Origin of the sequence: Actinomadura geliboluensis (assembly GCF_043197915.1) — a bacterium.
In the GTDB taxonomy this organism is placed as follows: domain Bacteria; phylum Actinomycetota; class Actinomycetes; order Streptosporangiales; family Streptosporangiaceae; genus Spirillospora; species Spirillospora geliboluensis.
In genome coordinates this window covers 279,216-295,853 of the sequence record NZ_JBICUA010000012.1, presented here as the reverse complement: position 1 = coordinate 295,853, position 16,638 = coordinate 279,216, and the positions used below count along the sequence as shown (strand labels likewise).

At 74.5% G+C, this 16,638-nt stretch carries 12 protein-coding genes; 9 read left to right on the top strand and 3 right to left on the bottom strand.

Annotated elements, in window-relative coordinates; genetic code table 11:
* Positions 1–29: 29 nt before the first annotated feature.
* Genes ACGFI1_RS34760 through ACGFI1_RS34745 form a run of 4 tightly spaced genes read left to right on the top strand, consistent with a single transcriptional unit; the run spans position 30 to position 4,642 of the window.
* Complete coding sequence (locus ACGFI1_RS34760; protein WP_386866041.1) at positions 30–1,232, top strand: branched-chain amino acid ABC transporter substrate-binding protein; 1,203 nt, start codon at positions 30–32, stop codon at positions 1,230–1,232.
* Positions 1,233–1,245: 13 nt separating this feature from the next.
* Positions 1,246–2,145, top strand: coding sequence for a branched-chain amino acid ABC transporter permease (locus ACGFI1_RS34755; protein ID WP_392738267.1), 900 nt, complete (start codon positions 1,246–1,248; stop codon positions 2,143–2,145).
* Complete coding sequence (locus ACGFI1_RS34750) at positions 2,142–3,911, top strand: branched-chain amino acid ABC transporter ATP-binding protein/permease (protein ID WP_392791506.1); 1,770 nt, start codon at positions 2,142–2,144, stop codon at positions 3,909–3,911. Before ACGFI1_RS34755 ends, ACGFI1_RS34750 begins: the two co-directional genes overlap by 4 nt.
* The gene (locus tag ACGFI1_RS34745) at positions 3,908–4,642 is read left to right on the top strand and encodes an ABC transporter ATP-binding protein (protein ID WP_138637052.1); all 735 of its coding nucleotides are present in this window, start codon (positions 3,908–3,910) and stop codon (positions 4,640–4,642) included. Before ACGFI1_RS34750 ends, ACGFI1_RS34745 begins: the two co-directional genes overlap by 4 nt.
* Here ACGFI1_RS34745 and ACGFI1_RS34740 read toward each other — a convergent pair.
* Positions 4,626–6,752 carry a thiamine pyrophosphate-dependent enzyme gene (locus ACGFI1_RS34740; protein WP_392791503.1) on the bottom strand — a complete coding sequence of 709 codons (2,127 nt, stop codon included), beginning with the start codon at positions 6,750–6,752 and terminating at the stop codon, positions 4,626–4,628. The two genes, ACGFI1_RS34745 and ACGFI1_RS34740, sit on opposite strands and share 17 nt — an antisense overlap.
* 186 nt (positions 6,753–6,938) lie before the next feature.
* Here ACGFI1_RS34740 and ACGFI1_RS34735 point away from each other — a divergent pair, with 186 nt between their 5' ends.
* The 3 genes from ACGFI1_RS34735 to ACGFI1_RS34725 are packed head-to-tail and all read left to right on the top strand — an operon-like array spanning position 6,939 to position 10,769.
* Positions 6,939–8,477 carry an aldehyde dehydrogenase family protein gene (locus tag ACGFI1_RS34735; RefSeq protein WP_392791501.1) on the top strand — a complete coding sequence of 513 codons (1,539 nt, stop codon included), beginning with the start codon at positions 6,939–6,941 and terminating at the stop codon, positions 8,475–8,477.
* Positions 8,478–8,485: 8 nt separating this feature from the next.
* Positions 8,486–9,631 (top strand): NAD(P)/FAD-dependent oxidoreductase, encoded by a 1,146-nt coding sequence (locus ACGFI1_RS34730; protein ID WP_392738258.1) that lies wholly within the window; start codon positions 8,486–8,488, stop codon positions 9,629–9,631.
* A complete protein-coding gene (locus tag ACGFI1_RS34725) occupies positions 9,624–10,769 on the top strand; it encodes a Glu/Leu/Phe/Val family dehydrogenase (protein ID WP_392791499.1) in 1,146 nt (381 codons plus the stop codon). The genes ACGFI1_RS34730 and ACGFI1_RS34725 overlap by 8 nt, the downstream gene beginning before the upstream one ends.
* Here ACGFI1_RS34725 and ACGFI1_RS34720 read toward each other — a convergent pair.
* Positions 10,747–11,673: a LysR family transcriptional regulator gene (locus tag ACGFI1_RS34720; RefSeq protein WP_138637057.1), complete on the bottom strand. Its 927-nt coding sequence runs from the start codon at positions 11,671–11,673 to the stop codon at positions 10,747–10,749. The two genes, ACGFI1_RS34725 and ACGFI1_RS34720, sit on opposite strands and share 23 nt — an antisense overlap.
* Before the next feature lie 144 nt (positions 11,674–11,817).
* Positions 11,818–13,875 carry a phenylacetic acid degradation bifunctional protein PaaZ gene (paaZ, locus tag ACGFI1_RS34715; RefSeq protein WP_364553028.1) on the bottom strand — a complete coding sequence of 686 codons (2,058 nt, stop codon included), beginning with the start codon at positions 13,873–13,875 and terminating at the stop codon, positions 11,818–11,820.
* 153 nt (positions 13,876–14,028) lie between these two features.
* Here paaZ and ACGFI1_RS34710 point away from each other — a divergent pair, with 153 nt between their 5' ends.
* Both ACGFI1_RS34710 and mgrA read left to right on the top strand, forming a co-directional pair.
* On the top strand, positions 14,029–15,582 hold the full coding sequence (locus tag ACGFI1_RS34710; RefSeq protein ID WP_392791495.1) for an AMP-binding protein: 1,554 nt from the start codon (positions 14,029–14,031) through the stop codon (positions 15,580–15,582).
* A gap of 8 nt (positions 15,583–15,590) precedes the next feature.
* On the top strand, positions 15,591–16,616 hold the full coding sequence (mgrA, locus tag ACGFI1_RS34705; RefSeq protein WP_387067139.1) for an L-glyceraldehyde 3-phosphate reductase: 1,026 nt from the start codon (positions 15,591–15,593) through the stop codon (positions 16,614–16,616).
* Positions 16,617–16,638 lie beyond the last annotated feature (22 nt).

Below are 16,638 nucleotides of genomic sequence, written 5' to 3'. Positions count from 1 at the left end.
CCCGCACCGCGAGCGACGGAGAGGCGCCGATGACCCCACTGACACCGCGGGACCGCCGCCGGTTCCGCCTGCTCGCCGCCGCCGGCGCCGGCCTGCTGCTGGCCCCGCTCGCCGCGGCGTGCGGGTCGGACGACCCCGGCGGGTCCGGGCCCATCAAGATCGGCGTCCCGGCTCCGCTGAGCGGGGACTCCGCCTCCGCCGGGCAGGACATCCTCGCCGCCGCCAAGGTCGCCGCGGCCGAGATCAACAAGGCCGGCGGGGTGGACGGCCGGACGATCGAGATCGTCGAGGCCGACGACCAGTGCAGCGCCCAGCAGGGCGCGCAGGCCGCGCAGAAGCTGCTGAACAGCGGGGTCGTCGCGGTCGCCGGCGGGTACTGCTCGGGCGCCGCGGTGCCGGCGATCCCGATCTACGGGCGGCGGAGCGTCCCGTTCGTGATGGACGCCTCCACCAACCCGTCCCTCACCGACTCCGGCAAGGGCAAGGTGTTCCGCACCTGCGGGCGCGACGACAACCAGGGCACCGTCGCCGCGAAGTTCATGACCGGCGAGCTGCGCGCGCGCCGGATCGCGCTGCTGCACGACAACACCACCTACGCCAAGGGCCTCGCGGACGCGGCGGCGAACTCGGTGAAGCAGCTCGGGGGGCAGGTCGTCTACGCGGACGCGCTGCAGCCCGGCCAGTCCGACTACAGCCCCGTCCTCACCAAGATCGCCTCGACGCGGCCGGACGTGCTGTACTTCACCGGCTACTTCGCCGAGGCGGGGCTGCTGATGAAGCAGCGCCGGCAGCTCGGGCTGAAGTTCACGCTGATGGGCGGGGACGCCACGACCGACTCGACCGTCCTGAAGACGGCGGGCCGGGCCTCCGCCGGCTACATCGCCACGACCGCGCCGCTGGCCAAGGACCTGCCCGCCGCCGGGAAGTTCGTGTCCGCCTACAAGGCCGCGAACGGCGCCGACCCCGGGCCGTTCTCGGTGTACGAGTACGACGCGGTCAAGGTCGTCGCGAAGGCCATCGACGACGCCGGGTCGACCAAGGGCGCGGACATCACCGCCGCCCTCCACAAGATCAAGGACTTCCCCGGCATCACCGGCCCCATCACCTTCGACGACAAGGGCGACCGGACCGACCCGCTCTACATCACCGTCCGCGTCGACGACGGCGCGTTCACCGCCTACAAGAAGCTCGACAAGAGCGGCGCCACCTGGGTGGACGCCAAGACCTCGTGACGAGACCCCTGCCATGAGCGAGTTCGTCCAGTACCTGGTGAACGGGCTGACGATCGGGGCGTTCCTCGCGCTGATCGCGCTCGGCTACTCGATGATCTACGGGGTGGTCCGGCTGATCAACTTCGCGCACGGCGACGTGTTCATGATCGGCGCGTTCGCCGGGTTCGGGACGCTGACCACGCTCGGGGTGACCGGCGGGATGGCGCTGCCCGCCGTGCTCGCCGCCGTCGCGGTCGGCGCACTGACCACGGGCGTCGTCGGCACCGGGATCGCCAGGGCCGCCTACGTCCCGCTGCTGTCGTCGCCGCGGCTGGCGCTGCTGATCTCCGCGATCGGGGTGTCGCTGGCGCTGGAGGAGGGCGTCAAGGTGCTGACCCACGCCCGGTTCAAGTCCTACCCGAACGCGCTGGACGGCGGGCAGATCCTCAGCGGCGCCGTCCGCGTCACCTACGGCCAGCTCGCCCTCGTCGTGCTGTCGGTCGTGCTGATGGCGGCGCTGTGGATGTTCGTCACGCGGACCGTGACCGGGACGGCGATGCGCGCACTCGCGATGGACCGCGACGCCGCCCGGCTCCAGGGCATCAACGTCGAGCGGCTGATCCTCGCCACGTTCTTCGTCGGCTCGCTGCTCGCCGGCGCGGCGGGCGTCATGTACGGGCTCTACTACGTGCAGATCAGCTTCGGGATGGGCTTCCTCATCGGGCTGCGCGCGTTCACCGCCGCCGTGCTCGGCGGCATCGGGAACCTGCCGGGGACGATGGTCGCGGGCGTGGCGATCGGGCTCGTCCAGTCGTTCTCCGCCGGGTACGTCTCGTCCCGCTGGACGGACGTCATCATCTTCGGCCTGCTCATCGCGGTGCTGGCGCTGAGACCGACCGGCCTGTTCGGCGAGCGCGTCGTGGAGCGCGCATGAGGCGGCGCGCGGGCGCGGAGGCGGCGGCCCGGTACGGCGGCTGGGCCCGGTACGGCGGCTGGCCGCTGCTGATCGTGCTGGCGCTCGCCGCCGGGCAGGTCCTTGACGACTACGCGCTGACCGTCGCCGGCACGATCCTCATCTACGCGATCCTCGGCCTCGGGATCAACATCGTCGTCGGGTACGCGGGGCTGCTCGACCTCGGGTTCGCGGCGTTCTTCGCGATCGGCGCCTACACGGCCGGGCTGCTGATGCTGAAGCTCGAATGGGACTTCTGGCTGACGCTGCCCGCCGCGATCGCCGCCGCCGCGATCGCCGGCGTGGTGATCGGGTATCCGACGCTGCGGCTGCGCAGCGACTACCTCGCGATCGTCACGCTCGGCTTCGGCGAGATCATCCGGATCACCGTGGTGAACCTGGAGGTCACCGGCGGCCCGAACGGGCTGACCGGCATCCCGCCGGTGGCGGTCGGCGGCCGGGAGATCGTCCTGCCGCAGGACTTCTTCTACCTGGCCCTCGCGTTCTTCGCCGTGGTGCTGGCCGCGACGGCGCTGCTGGCGCGGACGCGGCTGGCGTTCGCGTGGCGGGCGATCCGGGCCGACGACACCGCCGCCGAGGCGGTCGGCGTCCCGGCCCGGCGGGTGAAGCTGCTCGCCTACGTGCTCGGCGCCATGACCGGGGCCGTGGCGGGCCCGCTGAACGCCGCGCAGCTCGGCACCGTGGACCCGTCCAGCTTCACGTTCCTCACCTCGCTGATGATCCTGCTCGTGGTGATCATCGGCGGGATGGGCAGCCGGCCCGGTGTCATGGTCGGCGCGGTCGTGATCGTCGCGCTGCCGGAGGTGCTGCGGACCGTCCAGGAGTACCGGGGGCTGTTCTTCGCGCTGCTGCTCATCGTGATCGTGATCCTGCGCCCGCAGGGCGTGTGGCCGTACCGGCCGCGCCGGCTCCGGCTCCCGGCGGAGGCGGGCCCGGCGCCGGAGGCGCCGTCCGCCGCCGGGACGCTGCTGGAGGTGGACGGCCTGACCCGGGCGTTCGGCGGCGTCACGGCGGTGGAGGGGCTCGCGCTCCGCGCGGACGCCGGGCAGGTGGTGAGCGTGATCGGCCCGAACGGCGCGGGCAAGACGACGGCGTTCAACTGCATCACCGGGATGATCCGGCCGTCCGCCGGGTCCGTGGTGCTGGCCGGGCGGAGCGTGCGGGGCCTGGCCCCGCACCGGGTCGCCGCCGCCGGGCTCGCCCGCACGTTCCAGAGCATCCGGCTGTTCGAGGAGATGACGGTCGCGGAGAACGTCCTCATCGGCCGGTTCGCCCGCGACCGCGGCCTGCTGCACCCGCCGTCGCGCGCCGACCTGGAGGCGGTGCGGCGCTGCCTGGACTTCACCGGCCTGCTGGACGTCGCCGACCGCCCGGCGGGCGGGCTCCCCTACGGCGGCCGGCGCCGGCTGGAGATCGCGCGGGCCCTCGCCGCCGAGCCCCGCGTCCTGCTGCTGGACGAGCCCGCGGCGGGCGCGAACCCGACCGAGAAGCGGGCGCTGATGGAGCTGATCGCCCGCATCGGCGCGCTCGGCACGGCGGTGGTGCTGATCGAGCACGACGTCGCGCTGGTCATGTCGATCTCCGACCGGGTGACGGTGCTGGAGCACGGCCGGGCCATCGCCGCCGGACCGCCCGGCGAGATCCGCGCGGACCCCCGGGTCATCGCCGCCTACCTCGGCGTCCCGGACGACCCGGAGACCGACCTCGTCACGGAGGTGCTGCGATGACGCTCCTGCGGGTGAGCGGCCTGCACAGCCGGTACGGGGCGGTGGAGGCGCTGGCGGGCGTCTCGTTCGAGGTCGGCGAGGGCGAGATCGTCGCGCTGCTCGGCAGCAACGGCGCCGGGAAGACCACCGCGCTGCGGACGGTCACGGGCCTGCACCGGGCCCGGTCGGGGCGCGTCGAGTTCGGCGGGCGCGACGTCACCAGGCTCGCCGCGCACCGGATCGTCGCGGCCGGGCTCGGGCACGTCCCGGAGGGCCGGCGGGTGTTCCCGGCGCTGAACGTCGCGGAGAACCTGCTGCTCGGCGGCTACCTGCGGCGCCGCGACCGGGCGGCGGTCGCGGCCCGCCGCGAGGAGGTGTACGCGATGTTCCCGCGCCTCGGCGAGCGGCGCGGGCAGCTCGCCGGGCTGCTGTCGGGCGGCGAGCAGCAGATGCTCGCGATCGGCCGGGCGCTGATGCTGCGGCCCCGGCTGCTGGCGCTGGACGAGCCGACGATGGGGCTGGCGCCGCAGACGGCGCAGCAGGTGCTGCGGGTCGTCCGGGACATCCGCGACCAGGGCACCACGATCCTGATCGTGGAGCAGAACGCGCACCAGACGCTGCGGCTCGCCGACCGCGCCTACGTCCTGGAGACCGGCCGGATCGTGCTCGACGGCCCGGCCTCGACGCTGGCGCGGGACGACCGGGTGAAGGCCGCCTACCTCGGCGGCGACCCGGTCATCGAGCCGACCTGACGAGGGCCTCGGCCGCGTCCTCGATCGCCTGCTCCGACAGCAGGACGTGGGCCGCGGCGCCGCCCAGCGGGATGAAGCTGTCCTCGCTCGCGACCCTGGCCGCGCGCCCCTCGAACCCGGCGTCGGCGAGCGCCGCGAGGACGCCCTCGGAGACGCCGCCGGTGCGGCGCGTCTCGTCCGCGACCAGGACGGCTCCGGTGGCGCGCGCCTCGCGGAGCAGGTCCGCGACGGGCAGCGGGGCCAGCCACCGCAGGTCGAGCACCCGGCACGCCACGCCCCGGGCCGCGAGGCGCCGCGCGGCCCGCAGGCTCATCCGGACGCCGTTGGCGAACGTGGCGATGGTGAGGTCGCGGCCGTCCCCGTAGGTGCGGGCGCGGCCGAGCGGGACCGTCCCGCCGGCGGGGGCGAGCCAGCCGCCGTCGCCGTCCTCGTGCAGGTCGCGGACGTGGTAGAGCGCGATCGGCTCCAGCACCGCGCACACCCGGCCGTCCCGCTCGGCGGCGTCCGCGCAGGCGCGCAGCATCCCGGCGGCGTCGTCGGGCCGGGCGGGCGAGGCGATCACGAGGCCGGGGACGTCGCGGAGCGCGGCGACCGCGTTGTCGTTGTGGAAGTGGCCGCCGAACCCCTTCTGGTAGGCGTAGCCGGCGATCCGCACGACCATCGGGTTGCGGTACCGCCCGGACGAGAAGAACGGCAGCGTCGCCGCTTCGCCGCGGAGCTGGTCGGCGGCGTTGTGCAGGTAGGCGAGGTACTGGATCTCCGGGACCGGCAGCATCCCGGCGAGCCCGAAGCCGAGCGCGAGGCCGAGGACCGACTGCTCGTCGAGGATCGTGTCGAACACCCGGGCCGCTCCCGCCCGCTTCATGAGCCCGCGCGTGACGCCGTAGACGCCGCCTTTGCGCGCGACGTCCTCGCCGAAGACGACCAGGCCCGGCCGCTCGTCCAGCAGCGCGGCGAGCGTCCGGTTGATCGCCTGCGCCACCGTCACCGGCTCCCCCACCGCAGGCCGCTCACTCTGGGAGGGGCCGGCGGTTCGGAGCGGCGCCATCACTTCGGCGGCGGACGAGAGGCGGGGCGCGTCGGCGGCCTTCTCCGCCAAGGCCATGACCTCGGCGCGCTTGGCCTCGTAAAGGTCGATGATCCCGGCGGGCGTCGCCGCCCCCAGGTCGACGAGGAGCCGCGCGGTCGCCAGGAGGGGGTCGCGGTCGAGGTCGGCGGCCAGTTCGGCGGGCGTCCGGTAGGACGACTCGACGTCGGACCCGGCGTGGCCCATCAGCCGGACGGTGCGCAGGTGCAGGAACGCCGGACGGCGGTGCTCGCGCACGTACGCGGCGGCCTCGGCGGAGACGGCGAAGGCGTCGGCGAGGTCGCAGCCGTCGGCGTGGAAGTAGGCGAGGCCGGGGCGCGAGCCGTAGGCGGCGTGGATCCAGCCGGGAGCCGTGCGGACGCTGATGCCGAGGCCGTTGTCCTCGCAGACGAGGAGGAGCGGCAGCGGCAGCCCCTGGAACGCGCAGTTCACGGCCGCGTTGACGGCGCCCGCGGCGGTGGAGTGGTTGGCGGACGCGTCCCCGAAGCTGCACACGACGACGGCGTCGCGCGGCCACGGCGTCCCGAGGCCGAGGCGCGCGGCGCGTTCGACCGCGAATGCCAGGCCGAGCGCGCGCGGGAGGTGCGAGGCGATCGTGGACGTCTGCGGGATGACGTTCAGCGGGCGGCTGCCGAACACCTTGTGCCGTCCGCCGGCGATGGGCTCCTCGGCGGCGGCGACCATGCCGAGGAGCACGTCCCAGAGCGGAGTCTGGCCGGGGACCTGGCGTGCCCGCTCCAGGAAGAACGCGCCGGACCGGTAGTGCAGCAGCGCCGGGTCGCCGGGGCGGAGCGCGGCGGCGACGGCGGCGTTGCCCTCGTGGCCGGACGAGCCGATCGTGTAGAAGCCGCTGCCCCGCGCCTGGAGCCACCGGGCCGCCAGGTCCAGGTGGCGGCTGCCGAGCTGGGCGTCGAACAGCTCCAGGCACCGCGCGCCGCTCAGCGGGCCGGGCGCGGCGGGCGCCCCGGACGGCGCCAGGGACGCGGCCGCCTCCAGGAAGTGCGCGTCGGCGGGTTCGGGCATGCGTCGAGCATCGGCCCGGACGGCCCGCGATCCCAGGCCCGCGAGCCCGCGAAGCGGTTGGGACTTGGCCAAGGATCGCTTACCGCGCCCGCCCGGCGAGAGGCTCAGCCGGGCTTGGCCTCGCGGTAAGGAAGCCGCGCTCTGCCCGATCTTGGCGCGGCGCGGCGGCCCGTTCACGCTGGGACCGTGCTCTCCTCCGTCATCGGCGGCGCCCGGATCCCGGCGGGCCCGCGCGTGTACCGCTCCACCGACCCGTCCCGCACGTCCGAGACGGTCGCCGAGGTGTCCCTGGCGGACGCGGCCGACCTCGTGCGCGCCTGCCGCGCCGCCCGCGCCGCGCAGGACGCCTGGCGGGACGTGCCGCCGCCCGTCCGCGGGCAGGCCGTCGCCGCGCTCGGCCGGCTGGTCGAGGCCAACAAGGCGGCGCTGGCCCGCGTCGTCGTCCGCGAGGTCGGCAAGCCGTACGCCGAGGCCCTCGGCGAGGTCCAGGAGATCGCCGACACCTGCGCGTTCTTCCTCGGCGAGGGGCGGCGGCTGTACGGGCAGACCGTCCCGTCGGAGATGCCGGACAAGCAGCTGTTCACGTTCCGCGACCCGGTCGGCGTCGTCGCCGTGATAACGGCAGGGAACTTCCCGGTCGCGGTGCCGTCCTGGTACATCGTCCCGGCGCTGCTGTGCGGGAACACCGTCGTGTGGAAGCCCGCGGAGTACGCGGCGGCGTGCGCCGAGGCGTTCTCCGCGCTGCTCGCGCACGCCGGGCTCCCGGACGGCGTCCTCAACGTCGTGTACGCCGACGGCCCCGGGACGTTCGCCGGGCTGGAGCAGGCGCTGGGCGAGGGGCTCGTCGGCAAGGTCGGCTTCACCGGCTCCACGGAGGTCGGGTCGCGGATCGGGGAGCTGTGCGGGCGCCACCTCCAGACGCCGTGCCTGGAGCTCGGCGGCAAGAACCCGATGGTCGTCACCGAGGACGCGGACCTCCCGCTCGCCGTCGAGGGCGCGCTGTTCTCCGGGTTCGGGACGGCGGGGCAGCGGTGCACGTCCCTCGGCACGGCGATCGTCCACGAGTCGGTGCACGGCGAGTTCGTCCGGCTGCTGGACGCGGCGGTGCGGGCCGCGACCGTCGGCGACCCGGCGGGCGACGTGCTGTACGGGCCGCTGATCAGCGAGCGGTTCGCCGACGGGTTCGAGAAGACCCTCGGCTGGATCGGGCCACACCACACCCTGTACGGCTCGACCGGCACCGGGCGGATCACGGCGGCGAACCCGCGCGCGGGCTTCACCGGCGACGCAGCCGCCGGCCTGTACTACCACCCGGTGGTGGTGGACGGGGTCGGCCCCGGCGACGAGCTGTTCCTGAACGAGACCTTCGGCCCGATCGTCGGCGTGGCGTCCTACCGCACGCTCGACGAGGCGATCGAGCTGGCGAACGCGCCCGGCTACGGGCTGTCCGCGTCCATCTACACGACCGACCCGGCGAAGGTGTTCGCGTACCGGCGGCGGATCTCGGCCGGGATGGTGAGCGTCAACAACTCCACGTCCGGCGCCGAGGCGCACCTGCCGTTCGGCGGGAACGGGCGCTCGGGCAACGGCAGCCGCCAGTCCGGCGCCTGGGTGCTGGACCAGTTCACCCGCTGGCAGTCGATGAACTGGGACTACTCGGGACGGCTGCAGAAGGCGCAGATGGACGTCGTGGAGATCGAGCCCGACCTCGGGTTCCGGCTCTAGGGGCGCGCGTGGAGACCGAAGCGGAGGTCGTCGTCATCGGCGGCGGCGTGATGGGGACGAGCATCGCGTTCCACCTCGCCGAGGCGGGCGTCCGCGGTGTGGTGCTCGTGGAACGGGACGAGCTGGGCTCGGGTTCGACGTGCAAGGCGGCGGGCGGGGTGCGGGCGCAGTTCTCCGACGAGGTCAACGTCCGGCTCGGCGCGCGCAGCCTGGAGGCGTTCGCCCGGTTCGGCGAACGCCCCGGCCAGGAGATCGACCTGCACCGGGTCGGGTACCTGTTCCTGCTGTCGCGGCCGGAGGACGTCGCGTCGTTCGAGCGCGGCGTCGCCCTCCAGAACGGGCTGGGCGTGCCCAGCCGCATGATCCCGGTCGCGGAGGCCCGCCGGCTGTCCCCGCTGATCAGCGCGGACGGGCTGCTGGCCGCCGCGTTCTCCCCCGACGACGGGCACTGCACGCCCGAGTCGGTCGTGCTCGGCTACGCCACCGGCGCGCGGCGGCACGGCGCGGCGATCCGCACGCACTGCGAGGTCCTCGGCATCGAGGCGGACGGCGGCGAGGTCACGGCGGTCGAGACGTCGCGGGGCCGCATCGCGACGTCCGCGGTCGTCTGCGCGGCCGGGCCCTGGTCGGCGGCGGTCGGCGCGATGGCGGGCGTCGCGCTGCCGGTGGAGCCGCTGCGGCGGCAGATCGTGTTCACCGAGCCGATGCCCGGCCTGCCGCGCCCGGTGCCGATGACGATCGACTTCGCCACCTCGTTCTACTTCCACGCCGAGGGCGCGGGGCTGATGCTCGGGATGTCGGACCCGGAGGAGACGCCGGGGTTCCGGCTCGGCCGCTCCGACGCGTGGCTGCCCCGGCTCACCGCGGCGATCGGCGCCCGCGCGCCCCGGCTCCTCGACGTCGGGCTGACCGGCGGCTGGGCGGGCCTCTACGAGGTCACCCCCGACCACAACGCGCTCATCGGCGAGGACGAGCACGTGTCCCGGTTCCTGTACGCGACGGGCTTCTCCGGCCACGGGTTCCTCCAGGGGCCGGCGGTCGGCGAGGTCGTCCGCGACCTGTACCTCGGCCGCGCGCCCTTCACCGACGTCTCCCCCCTGCACGCCGCGCGGTTCGCCGGCGACGCCCTCCGCCCGGAGGCCAACCGTGTCTGACGTGCTCGCGCTGATGGACGAATGGGGCCCCGAACGCGTCGTGTGCGTGTCCGACACCCGCACCGGGATGCGGGGCGTCCTCGTCATCGACAACACCGCCCGCGGGATGGGCAAGGGCGGCATGCGGATGAGTCCGGCGGTGACGGTCGCCGAAATCGCGCGGCTGGCGCGCGTCATGACCTACAAGTGGGCGGGCGCCGACCTGTTCTTCGGCGGCGCGAAGGCCGGGATCATGGCCGACCCGGCGGCGCGCGACCGGGAGGCGGTGCTGCGGTCGTTCGTCCGCGCGCTGGCGCGGGAGATCCCGAGCCGGTACGTGGCGGGGCTCGACATGGGGCTCACCGAGCGGGACGCGGCGGTCGTCCAGGACGAGCTGGGCGACCGGGGCGCGGCCGTCGGCACCCCGCACGCCCTCGGCGGGATGCCCTACGACGAGCTCGGCGTCACCGGCTTCGGGGTCGCGGAGGCCGCCGACGCCGCCGCCCGGCACGCCGGGACGCCGCTGCGCGGCGCCCGCGCCGTGGTGCAGGGCTTCGGCGCCGTCGGGCACGCGGCGGCCAAGCGGCTGGACGAGCTGGGCGCGGCCGTCGTCGCGGTCTCGACGGTGCACGGCGCCCTGCACGACCCCGACGGCCTCGACGTCGGCCGGCTCCTGGCCCTGCGGGCGGAGGCGGGCGACGCGGCGGTGAAGGAGTACGGCGGCGGCCGGCTCCTGGACGTCGGCGCCGAGCTCCGCCTGCCCGCCGACGTCCTCGTCCCGGCCGCGCTGCAGGACGTCATCGACGCGCGCACCGCTGCGGACGTCCGGGCGAAGATCGTGGTGGAGGGCGCGAACCTGCCCACCGGCCCGGCCGCGCAGCGGGTCCTCGCCGCGCGCGGGATCACCGTCGTGCCCGACTTCGTGGCGAACGCGGGCGGCGTCGTCGCGGCCGGGTTCGCGATGGACGCCCGGTACTCGGCGTTCCGCCCCGACCCCGGCGCGGTGTTCGCGGCGGTGTCGGCGAAGATGCGGGAGAACACCGCGAAGGTGCTCGCCGCCGCGCACGCGCACGGCACGACCACGCACGAGGCGGCGGTCGCGCTCGCGCAGGAGCGGGTCCGGGCCGCGATGGAGCTCAAGGGCCGGTGGCCCCGCTGATCTCCGCCTCGACGGAGCGGGCGACCTCGGTGAGGCCGCGCATGGCGTCCTTGACCAGCGGGTTGGTGTTGCTGGAGCGGCGCAGCACCGTCACGTGCCGGCGCGGGGCGCGGCGGCTGAGCCGCAGCATCCGCAGCCCCGGCGCGGGCACGCACCCGAGCGCCGGGACGAGCGCGATGCCGAGGCCGCAGCCGACGAGCCCGCACACCACCGCGTAGTCGTTGCTGCGGAAGGCGATGTTGGGGGTGAACCCGGCGGTGCCGCACAGCCGCAGCAGCGCCCGCGCGCCGAAGCTGTCCGGTCGGCTCGCGATCCACGTCTCCGACCGCAGGTCCCGCAGCCGGACGGTCCGGCCGCCGGCGAGGGGGTGGTCGCCGGGCATGCACAGCACGAGGTTCTCGTCCATCACCGGGGTCTCCACGACCTGGTCGGGCCAGGTGCGCGGGAGCAGGTCGTACCGGTAGACGAGCTGGAGGTCGAGGTCGCCGTCGAGCAGTTCGGGCAGCAGCTCGTCCGGTTCGCCCTCCGACAGGGTGATCTCGATGCCGGGCCGGACGCGGGACAGCTCCGCCAGCACCCGCGGCAGGATGCGGGCGCTGGCGGTCGGGAAGCTGCCGAGCTGCAGCGCGCCGCGCTCGCCGCTGGCGACGGTGCGCAGCTCGCGCTCCAGCGTGGCGAGCGCCGACAGCACGTCGTTGCCCTTGCTGACCAGCAGGAACGCCGCGCTGGTCGGCCGGACGCTGCGGGCCCGGCGCTCGAACAGCACCAGGCCGCAGGCCCGCTCCAGCGCGGCGACCTGCTGGGACACGGCGGACGCGGTGTAGCCGAGGTTTCGGGCGGCGTCCGCGAAGGACCCGGTGCGGACGACCTCGCGCACCGTCTGGATGTGCAGGGGACTGATCATGGGCGCACCCCGTTCAGCTCCGTGTGAGCGTCGCCCCCGCCGACTCCTCCGGACCGTGTTATCCCCCTGGGGGGCGGCCCCCAGACCCCCGATGGTGACCGACCGCCGCCTTCCGCTCCGCCGGCGCTCCGTTCCAGGCGCCGGTCAGTCGTGTTTGGGCCTCTTGGCCACCAGTGTGAGCACGTCGTACTTGGCGACCGAGGCGCCCTCCTGGTTGGTGACGTCGGTGTCCCAGCGGACCTCGCCGTACTCTGCGCCCTCGCGCGGGCTGATCTGCTTGGCGGTGAGGGTGACGGTCAGCTCGTCGCCCGGTTTGACGGGGGTGAGGAAGCGCAGCCGCTCCAGGCCGTAGTTGGCGAGGACGGGGCCAGGCGCCGGCTCCACGAACAGCCCGGCCGCGAACGACACGACGAGGTAGCCGTGCGCGACCCGGCCGCCGAAGAACGGGTTCGCCTTCGCGGCCTCCTCGTCGGTGTGGGCGTAGAAGGTGTCGCCGGTGAACTCGGCGAAGTGCTCGACGTCGTCGAGGGTGACGGTGCGGGGGCCGCCGACGGCGGTGTCGCCGACGCGCAGGTCCTCCAGGTACTTGCGGAACGGGTGCTCGTCGGTGACGGTGCGGTCGGTGCCGGGGACCCAGCGCCCGGTGATCGAGGTGAGCATCGCCGGGCCGGACTGGAGCGCGGTGCGCCGCATGTGGTGCACGACCCCGCGGATCCCGCCCAGCTCCTCGCCGCCTCCGGCGCGGCCGGGGCCGCCGTGGACGAGCGGCGGCAGCGGCGACCCGTGCCCGGTGGACTCCTTCGCGTCCTCGGCGTTCAGCACGAGCAGCCGCCCGTGCCAGGGCGCGAGGCCGAGGACGACGTCCCGGGCGAACTCCGCGTCGGCGGTGACCACCGACCCGGCGAGGCTGCCGCGGCCGCGCGCCGCCAGCTCGACCGCCGCCTCGGCGCCCTCGTACGGCAGCAGGGTGCTGACCGGCCCGAACGCCTCCACCTCGTGCGGCTCGGCGCGGCCGGTGTCGTCGGCGCGCAGCAGCACCGGGGACAGGAACGCGCCGCGCTCGGCGTCGGCGCCGACGACGTCGACGTGCTCCGGGTCGCCGAAGACGGTGCGGCCGGCGTCCATGAGGGCCTTCAGGGACCGCCGCACCTCCTCGCGCTGGTCGAGGGTGGCGAGGGCGCCCATCCGCACGTCCGGGTCGGCCGGGTTCCCGACCGTGACCTTCGCGAGCCGGTCGCGGACGGCCTCGGCCACGTCGTCGATGAGCGCGGCGGGGACGAGCGCGCGCCGGATGGCCGTGCACTTCTGGCCCGCCTTCACCGTCATCTCGGTGACGAGCTGGTCGGCGAACAGGTCGAACTCCCGGGTGCCGGGCGCCGCGTCCGGTCCGAGGATCGAGCAGTTCAGCGAGTCGGCCTCGGCGGTGAACCGCACCGAGTTGCCGACGATCGCGGGGTGGGTGCGCAGCAGCCGCGCGGTGGCGGCCGACCCGGTGAACGCGACGAGGTCCTGCTCGGTGAGGTGGTCGAGGAGGTCGCGCGGGGCGCCGCAGACCAGCTGCACCGCGCCCTCCGGCAGGATGCCGGACTCCACGACCAGCTCGATCAGCCGGGCGGTCAGGTAGGCGGTCTGGCTCGCCGGCTTGACCAGGCTCGGCACCCCGGCGAGGAACGCCGGCGCGAGCTTCTCCAGCGGCCCCCACACCGGGAAGTTGAAGGCGTTGATCTGCACCGCGACGCCGCGCGACGGGGTGCACAGGTGCTGGCCGACGAACGTGCCGCCCTTGCCGAGCGGTTCGACGTCGCCCTCGATCAGCACCTTGTCGTTCGGCAGCTCGCGTTTGCCCCGGCTGGCGTAGGCGAACAGGACGCCGATGCCGCCGTCCACGTCGAACCTCGCGTCGTTCAAGGTGGCGCCCGTCCGGGCCGACAGCCCGTAAAGCTCCTCGCGGTGCTCGCGAAGATGGGACGCCAGCGCCTTCAGCAGGGCGGCGCGCTGGTGGAAGGTCAGCTCCCTCAGCACCGGGCCGCCGACCGCCCGCCCGTACTCCAGCGCGGCGCCCATGTCGACGCCCGCCGACGAGATCCGGGCGACCTCCTCGCCCGTGACGGCGTCGTGCAGCGGCGCCCCCTCGTCCTCCGGAGCACGCCATGAACCCGACACATAACTGCGCAGCACGACCACCGGGACCTCCTCGTCCATATCTCTGAGTCTTCTTGCCACCTACGAGCCTCGTTCACGCGTCGCAGAGATGACAGCCGAGAGCCGTTCCGTTTGTGTACTCGTGGGCGTTGTGAGGTGAATCAGAGGAACAATTCTTGTGGATCTGTTCCCCGGTTCACTACGCTGCCCCGCATGCTGCCGCACACCCGGATCACCGCCGAGCTGACCGCGCTGCGGGCCGCCGCCCGCGCCGGGATGATCGGTCCGATGCCGCCGCGCGCCCTCGCCGCGACGGCGCGCGCCATGCGCGCCTACGGGCCGCTCGGCGCCGCCACGGCGGTGCCCGCGCACCGCTTCCCCGGCCGGACCGGGCTGGTCGACGACCGCGGGAGCCTCACCTTCGGCGAGCTGGAGCAGCGCTGCAACGCCCTCGCGAACGCCCTGCTCGCGCGCGGCACCGGCCCGGGGAGCACGGTCGGCGTCCTGTGCCGCAACCACCGCGGCCTGCTGGAGGCGATGTCGGGGGCGGCGAAGACGGGTGCGTCCGTCCTGTTCCTCAACACCGACTTCGCCGCCCCGCAGCTCCGCGACGCGATGGCGCGCGAGGGCGTCACGGTCCTGCTGCACGACGACGAGTTCGCCCCGCTCGTGGACGGCCTGGACCTGCCGTGCTTCAGCGAGTCCGCCATGGAGGACCTCATCGGCGGCGCGGACGGGACGCCGCCGCCCGCCCCGTCCCGGCACGGCTCCATGGTCATCCTCACCAGCGGCACGTCGGGCCGGCCCAAGGGCGCCCCGCGCGCGCAGCCGCGGTCGCTGGCGCTGCCCGGCGGGATCCTGTCGAAGGTGCCGTTCCGCGCCGGGGAGTCGATGTTCGTCGGCCCGCCCCTGTTCCACGGGCTCGGCCTCACCTCGGCCCTCCTCGCGCTGGGGCTCGGGTCCACGCTGGTGCTGCGCCGCCGCTTCGACGCCGAGCAGGTGCTGGACGACCTGGAGGAGCACGGCTGCACCTCGTTCGTCGCCGTCCCGGTGATGCTCAGCCGCCTCCTGGCCGTGCCCGGCCTGCAGACCCGCGACCTGTCCCGGCTCAAGGTGATCATGACGGGCGGGGCGCGGCTGGACGCCGGGCTCGGCGGCCGCGTGCTCGCCGCGTTCGGGCCGTCCCTCTACAACTTCTACGGCTCCACCGAGGCGTCCTGCATCACGATCGCCACCCCCGGCGACCTGGCCGCCGCGCCCGGCTGCGTCGGGCGCCCGCCCGCCGGCACGCGGGTCGCGGTCCTCGGCGCCGACGGCCGGCCCGTCCCGCCGGGCGCCGTCGGCCGGATCTTCGTCGACACCCCCGCCCGGTTCGGCGGCTACACCGGGGGCGGCGGCAAGGAGGAGGTCGGCGGGCTGATGGCCGTCGGCGACCTCGGGCACGTCGACGCCGCCGGCCGGCTGCACGTCGACGGCCGCGCCGACGACATGATCGTGTCGGGCGGCGAGAACGTCCACCCCGGCGAGGTCGAGGACCTGCTCGCCGCGCACCCCGGCGTCGACGAGGCCGCGGTCGTCGGCGTCCCCGACGCCGAGTTCGGGCAGCGGCTGCGCGCCTACGTGGTGGCCCGCGGCCTCACCGAGGACGACCTCAGGGCCCACGTCGCCGCGAACCTCGCCCGCCACAAGGTCCCGCGCGAGGTGGTGTTCCTGGACGCCCTCCCCCGCAACCCGGCGGGCAAGGTCGTCAAGCGGGCCCTGGGATAATCGCCACCATGACTTATACGGCCGACGGCGGACGATACGAGCGGATCCCCTACCGGCGGTGCGGGCGCAGCGGTCTGCGGCTCCCCGCCATCTCGCTGGGGCTGTGGCACAACTTCGGCGACGACCGCCCCCTGGACGTCCAGCGGGCCATCCTGCGGCGCGCCTTCGACCTCGGCGTGACGCACTTCGACCTGGCGAACAACTATGGGCCGCCGTACGGGTCCGCCGAGACCAACTTCGGCCGGATCCTGCGCGAGGACCTCGCGCCGTACCGGGACGAGATCATCATCTCGACGAAGGCCGGCTACGACATGTGGCCCGGCCCCTACGGCGAGTGGGGGTCGCGCAAGTACCTGCTCGCGAGCCTCGACCAGTCGCTGCGCCGGATGGGCGTCGACTACGTGGACATCTTCTACAGCCACCGGTTCGACCCGGAGACGCCGCTGGAGGAGACGATGGGGGCGCTGGACCGGGCCGTCCGGTCCGGGAAGGCGCTGTACGCGGGCATCTCGTCCTACTCCCCCGAGCGCACGGCCGAGGCCGCCGCGATCCTGCGGGAGATGGGCACGCCGCTGCTGATCCACCAGCCGTCCTACTCGATGCTCAACCGCTGGATCGAGGGCGGGCTGCTCGACACGCTCGGCCGCGAGGGCGTCGGCTGCATCGCGTTCTCGCCGCTCGCGCAGGGCATGCTGACCGACAAGTACCTCGACGGGATCCCGGAGGGGTCGCGGGCCAGCCGGGGCACCTCGTTCGACGCCGGGCTGCTCAGCGAGGAGAACCTGCGGCACGTCCGGACGCTGAACGAGATCGCGCAGGGCCGCGGGCAGTCCCTCGCCCAGCTGGCGCTGGCCTGGTCGCTGCGGGACGGGCGGGTCACCTCCGCGCTGATCGGCGCGAGCAGCGTCCGGCAGCTGGAGGAGAACCTCGCCGCCCTGGACCGGCTCGACTTCACCGCGGACGAGCTGGCCGCGATCGACCGGGACGCCGTCGAGGCGGGCATCAACATCTGGGCGCAGTCCAGCGCCCACTGAACGGCGCCCACTGGGCAGGGGC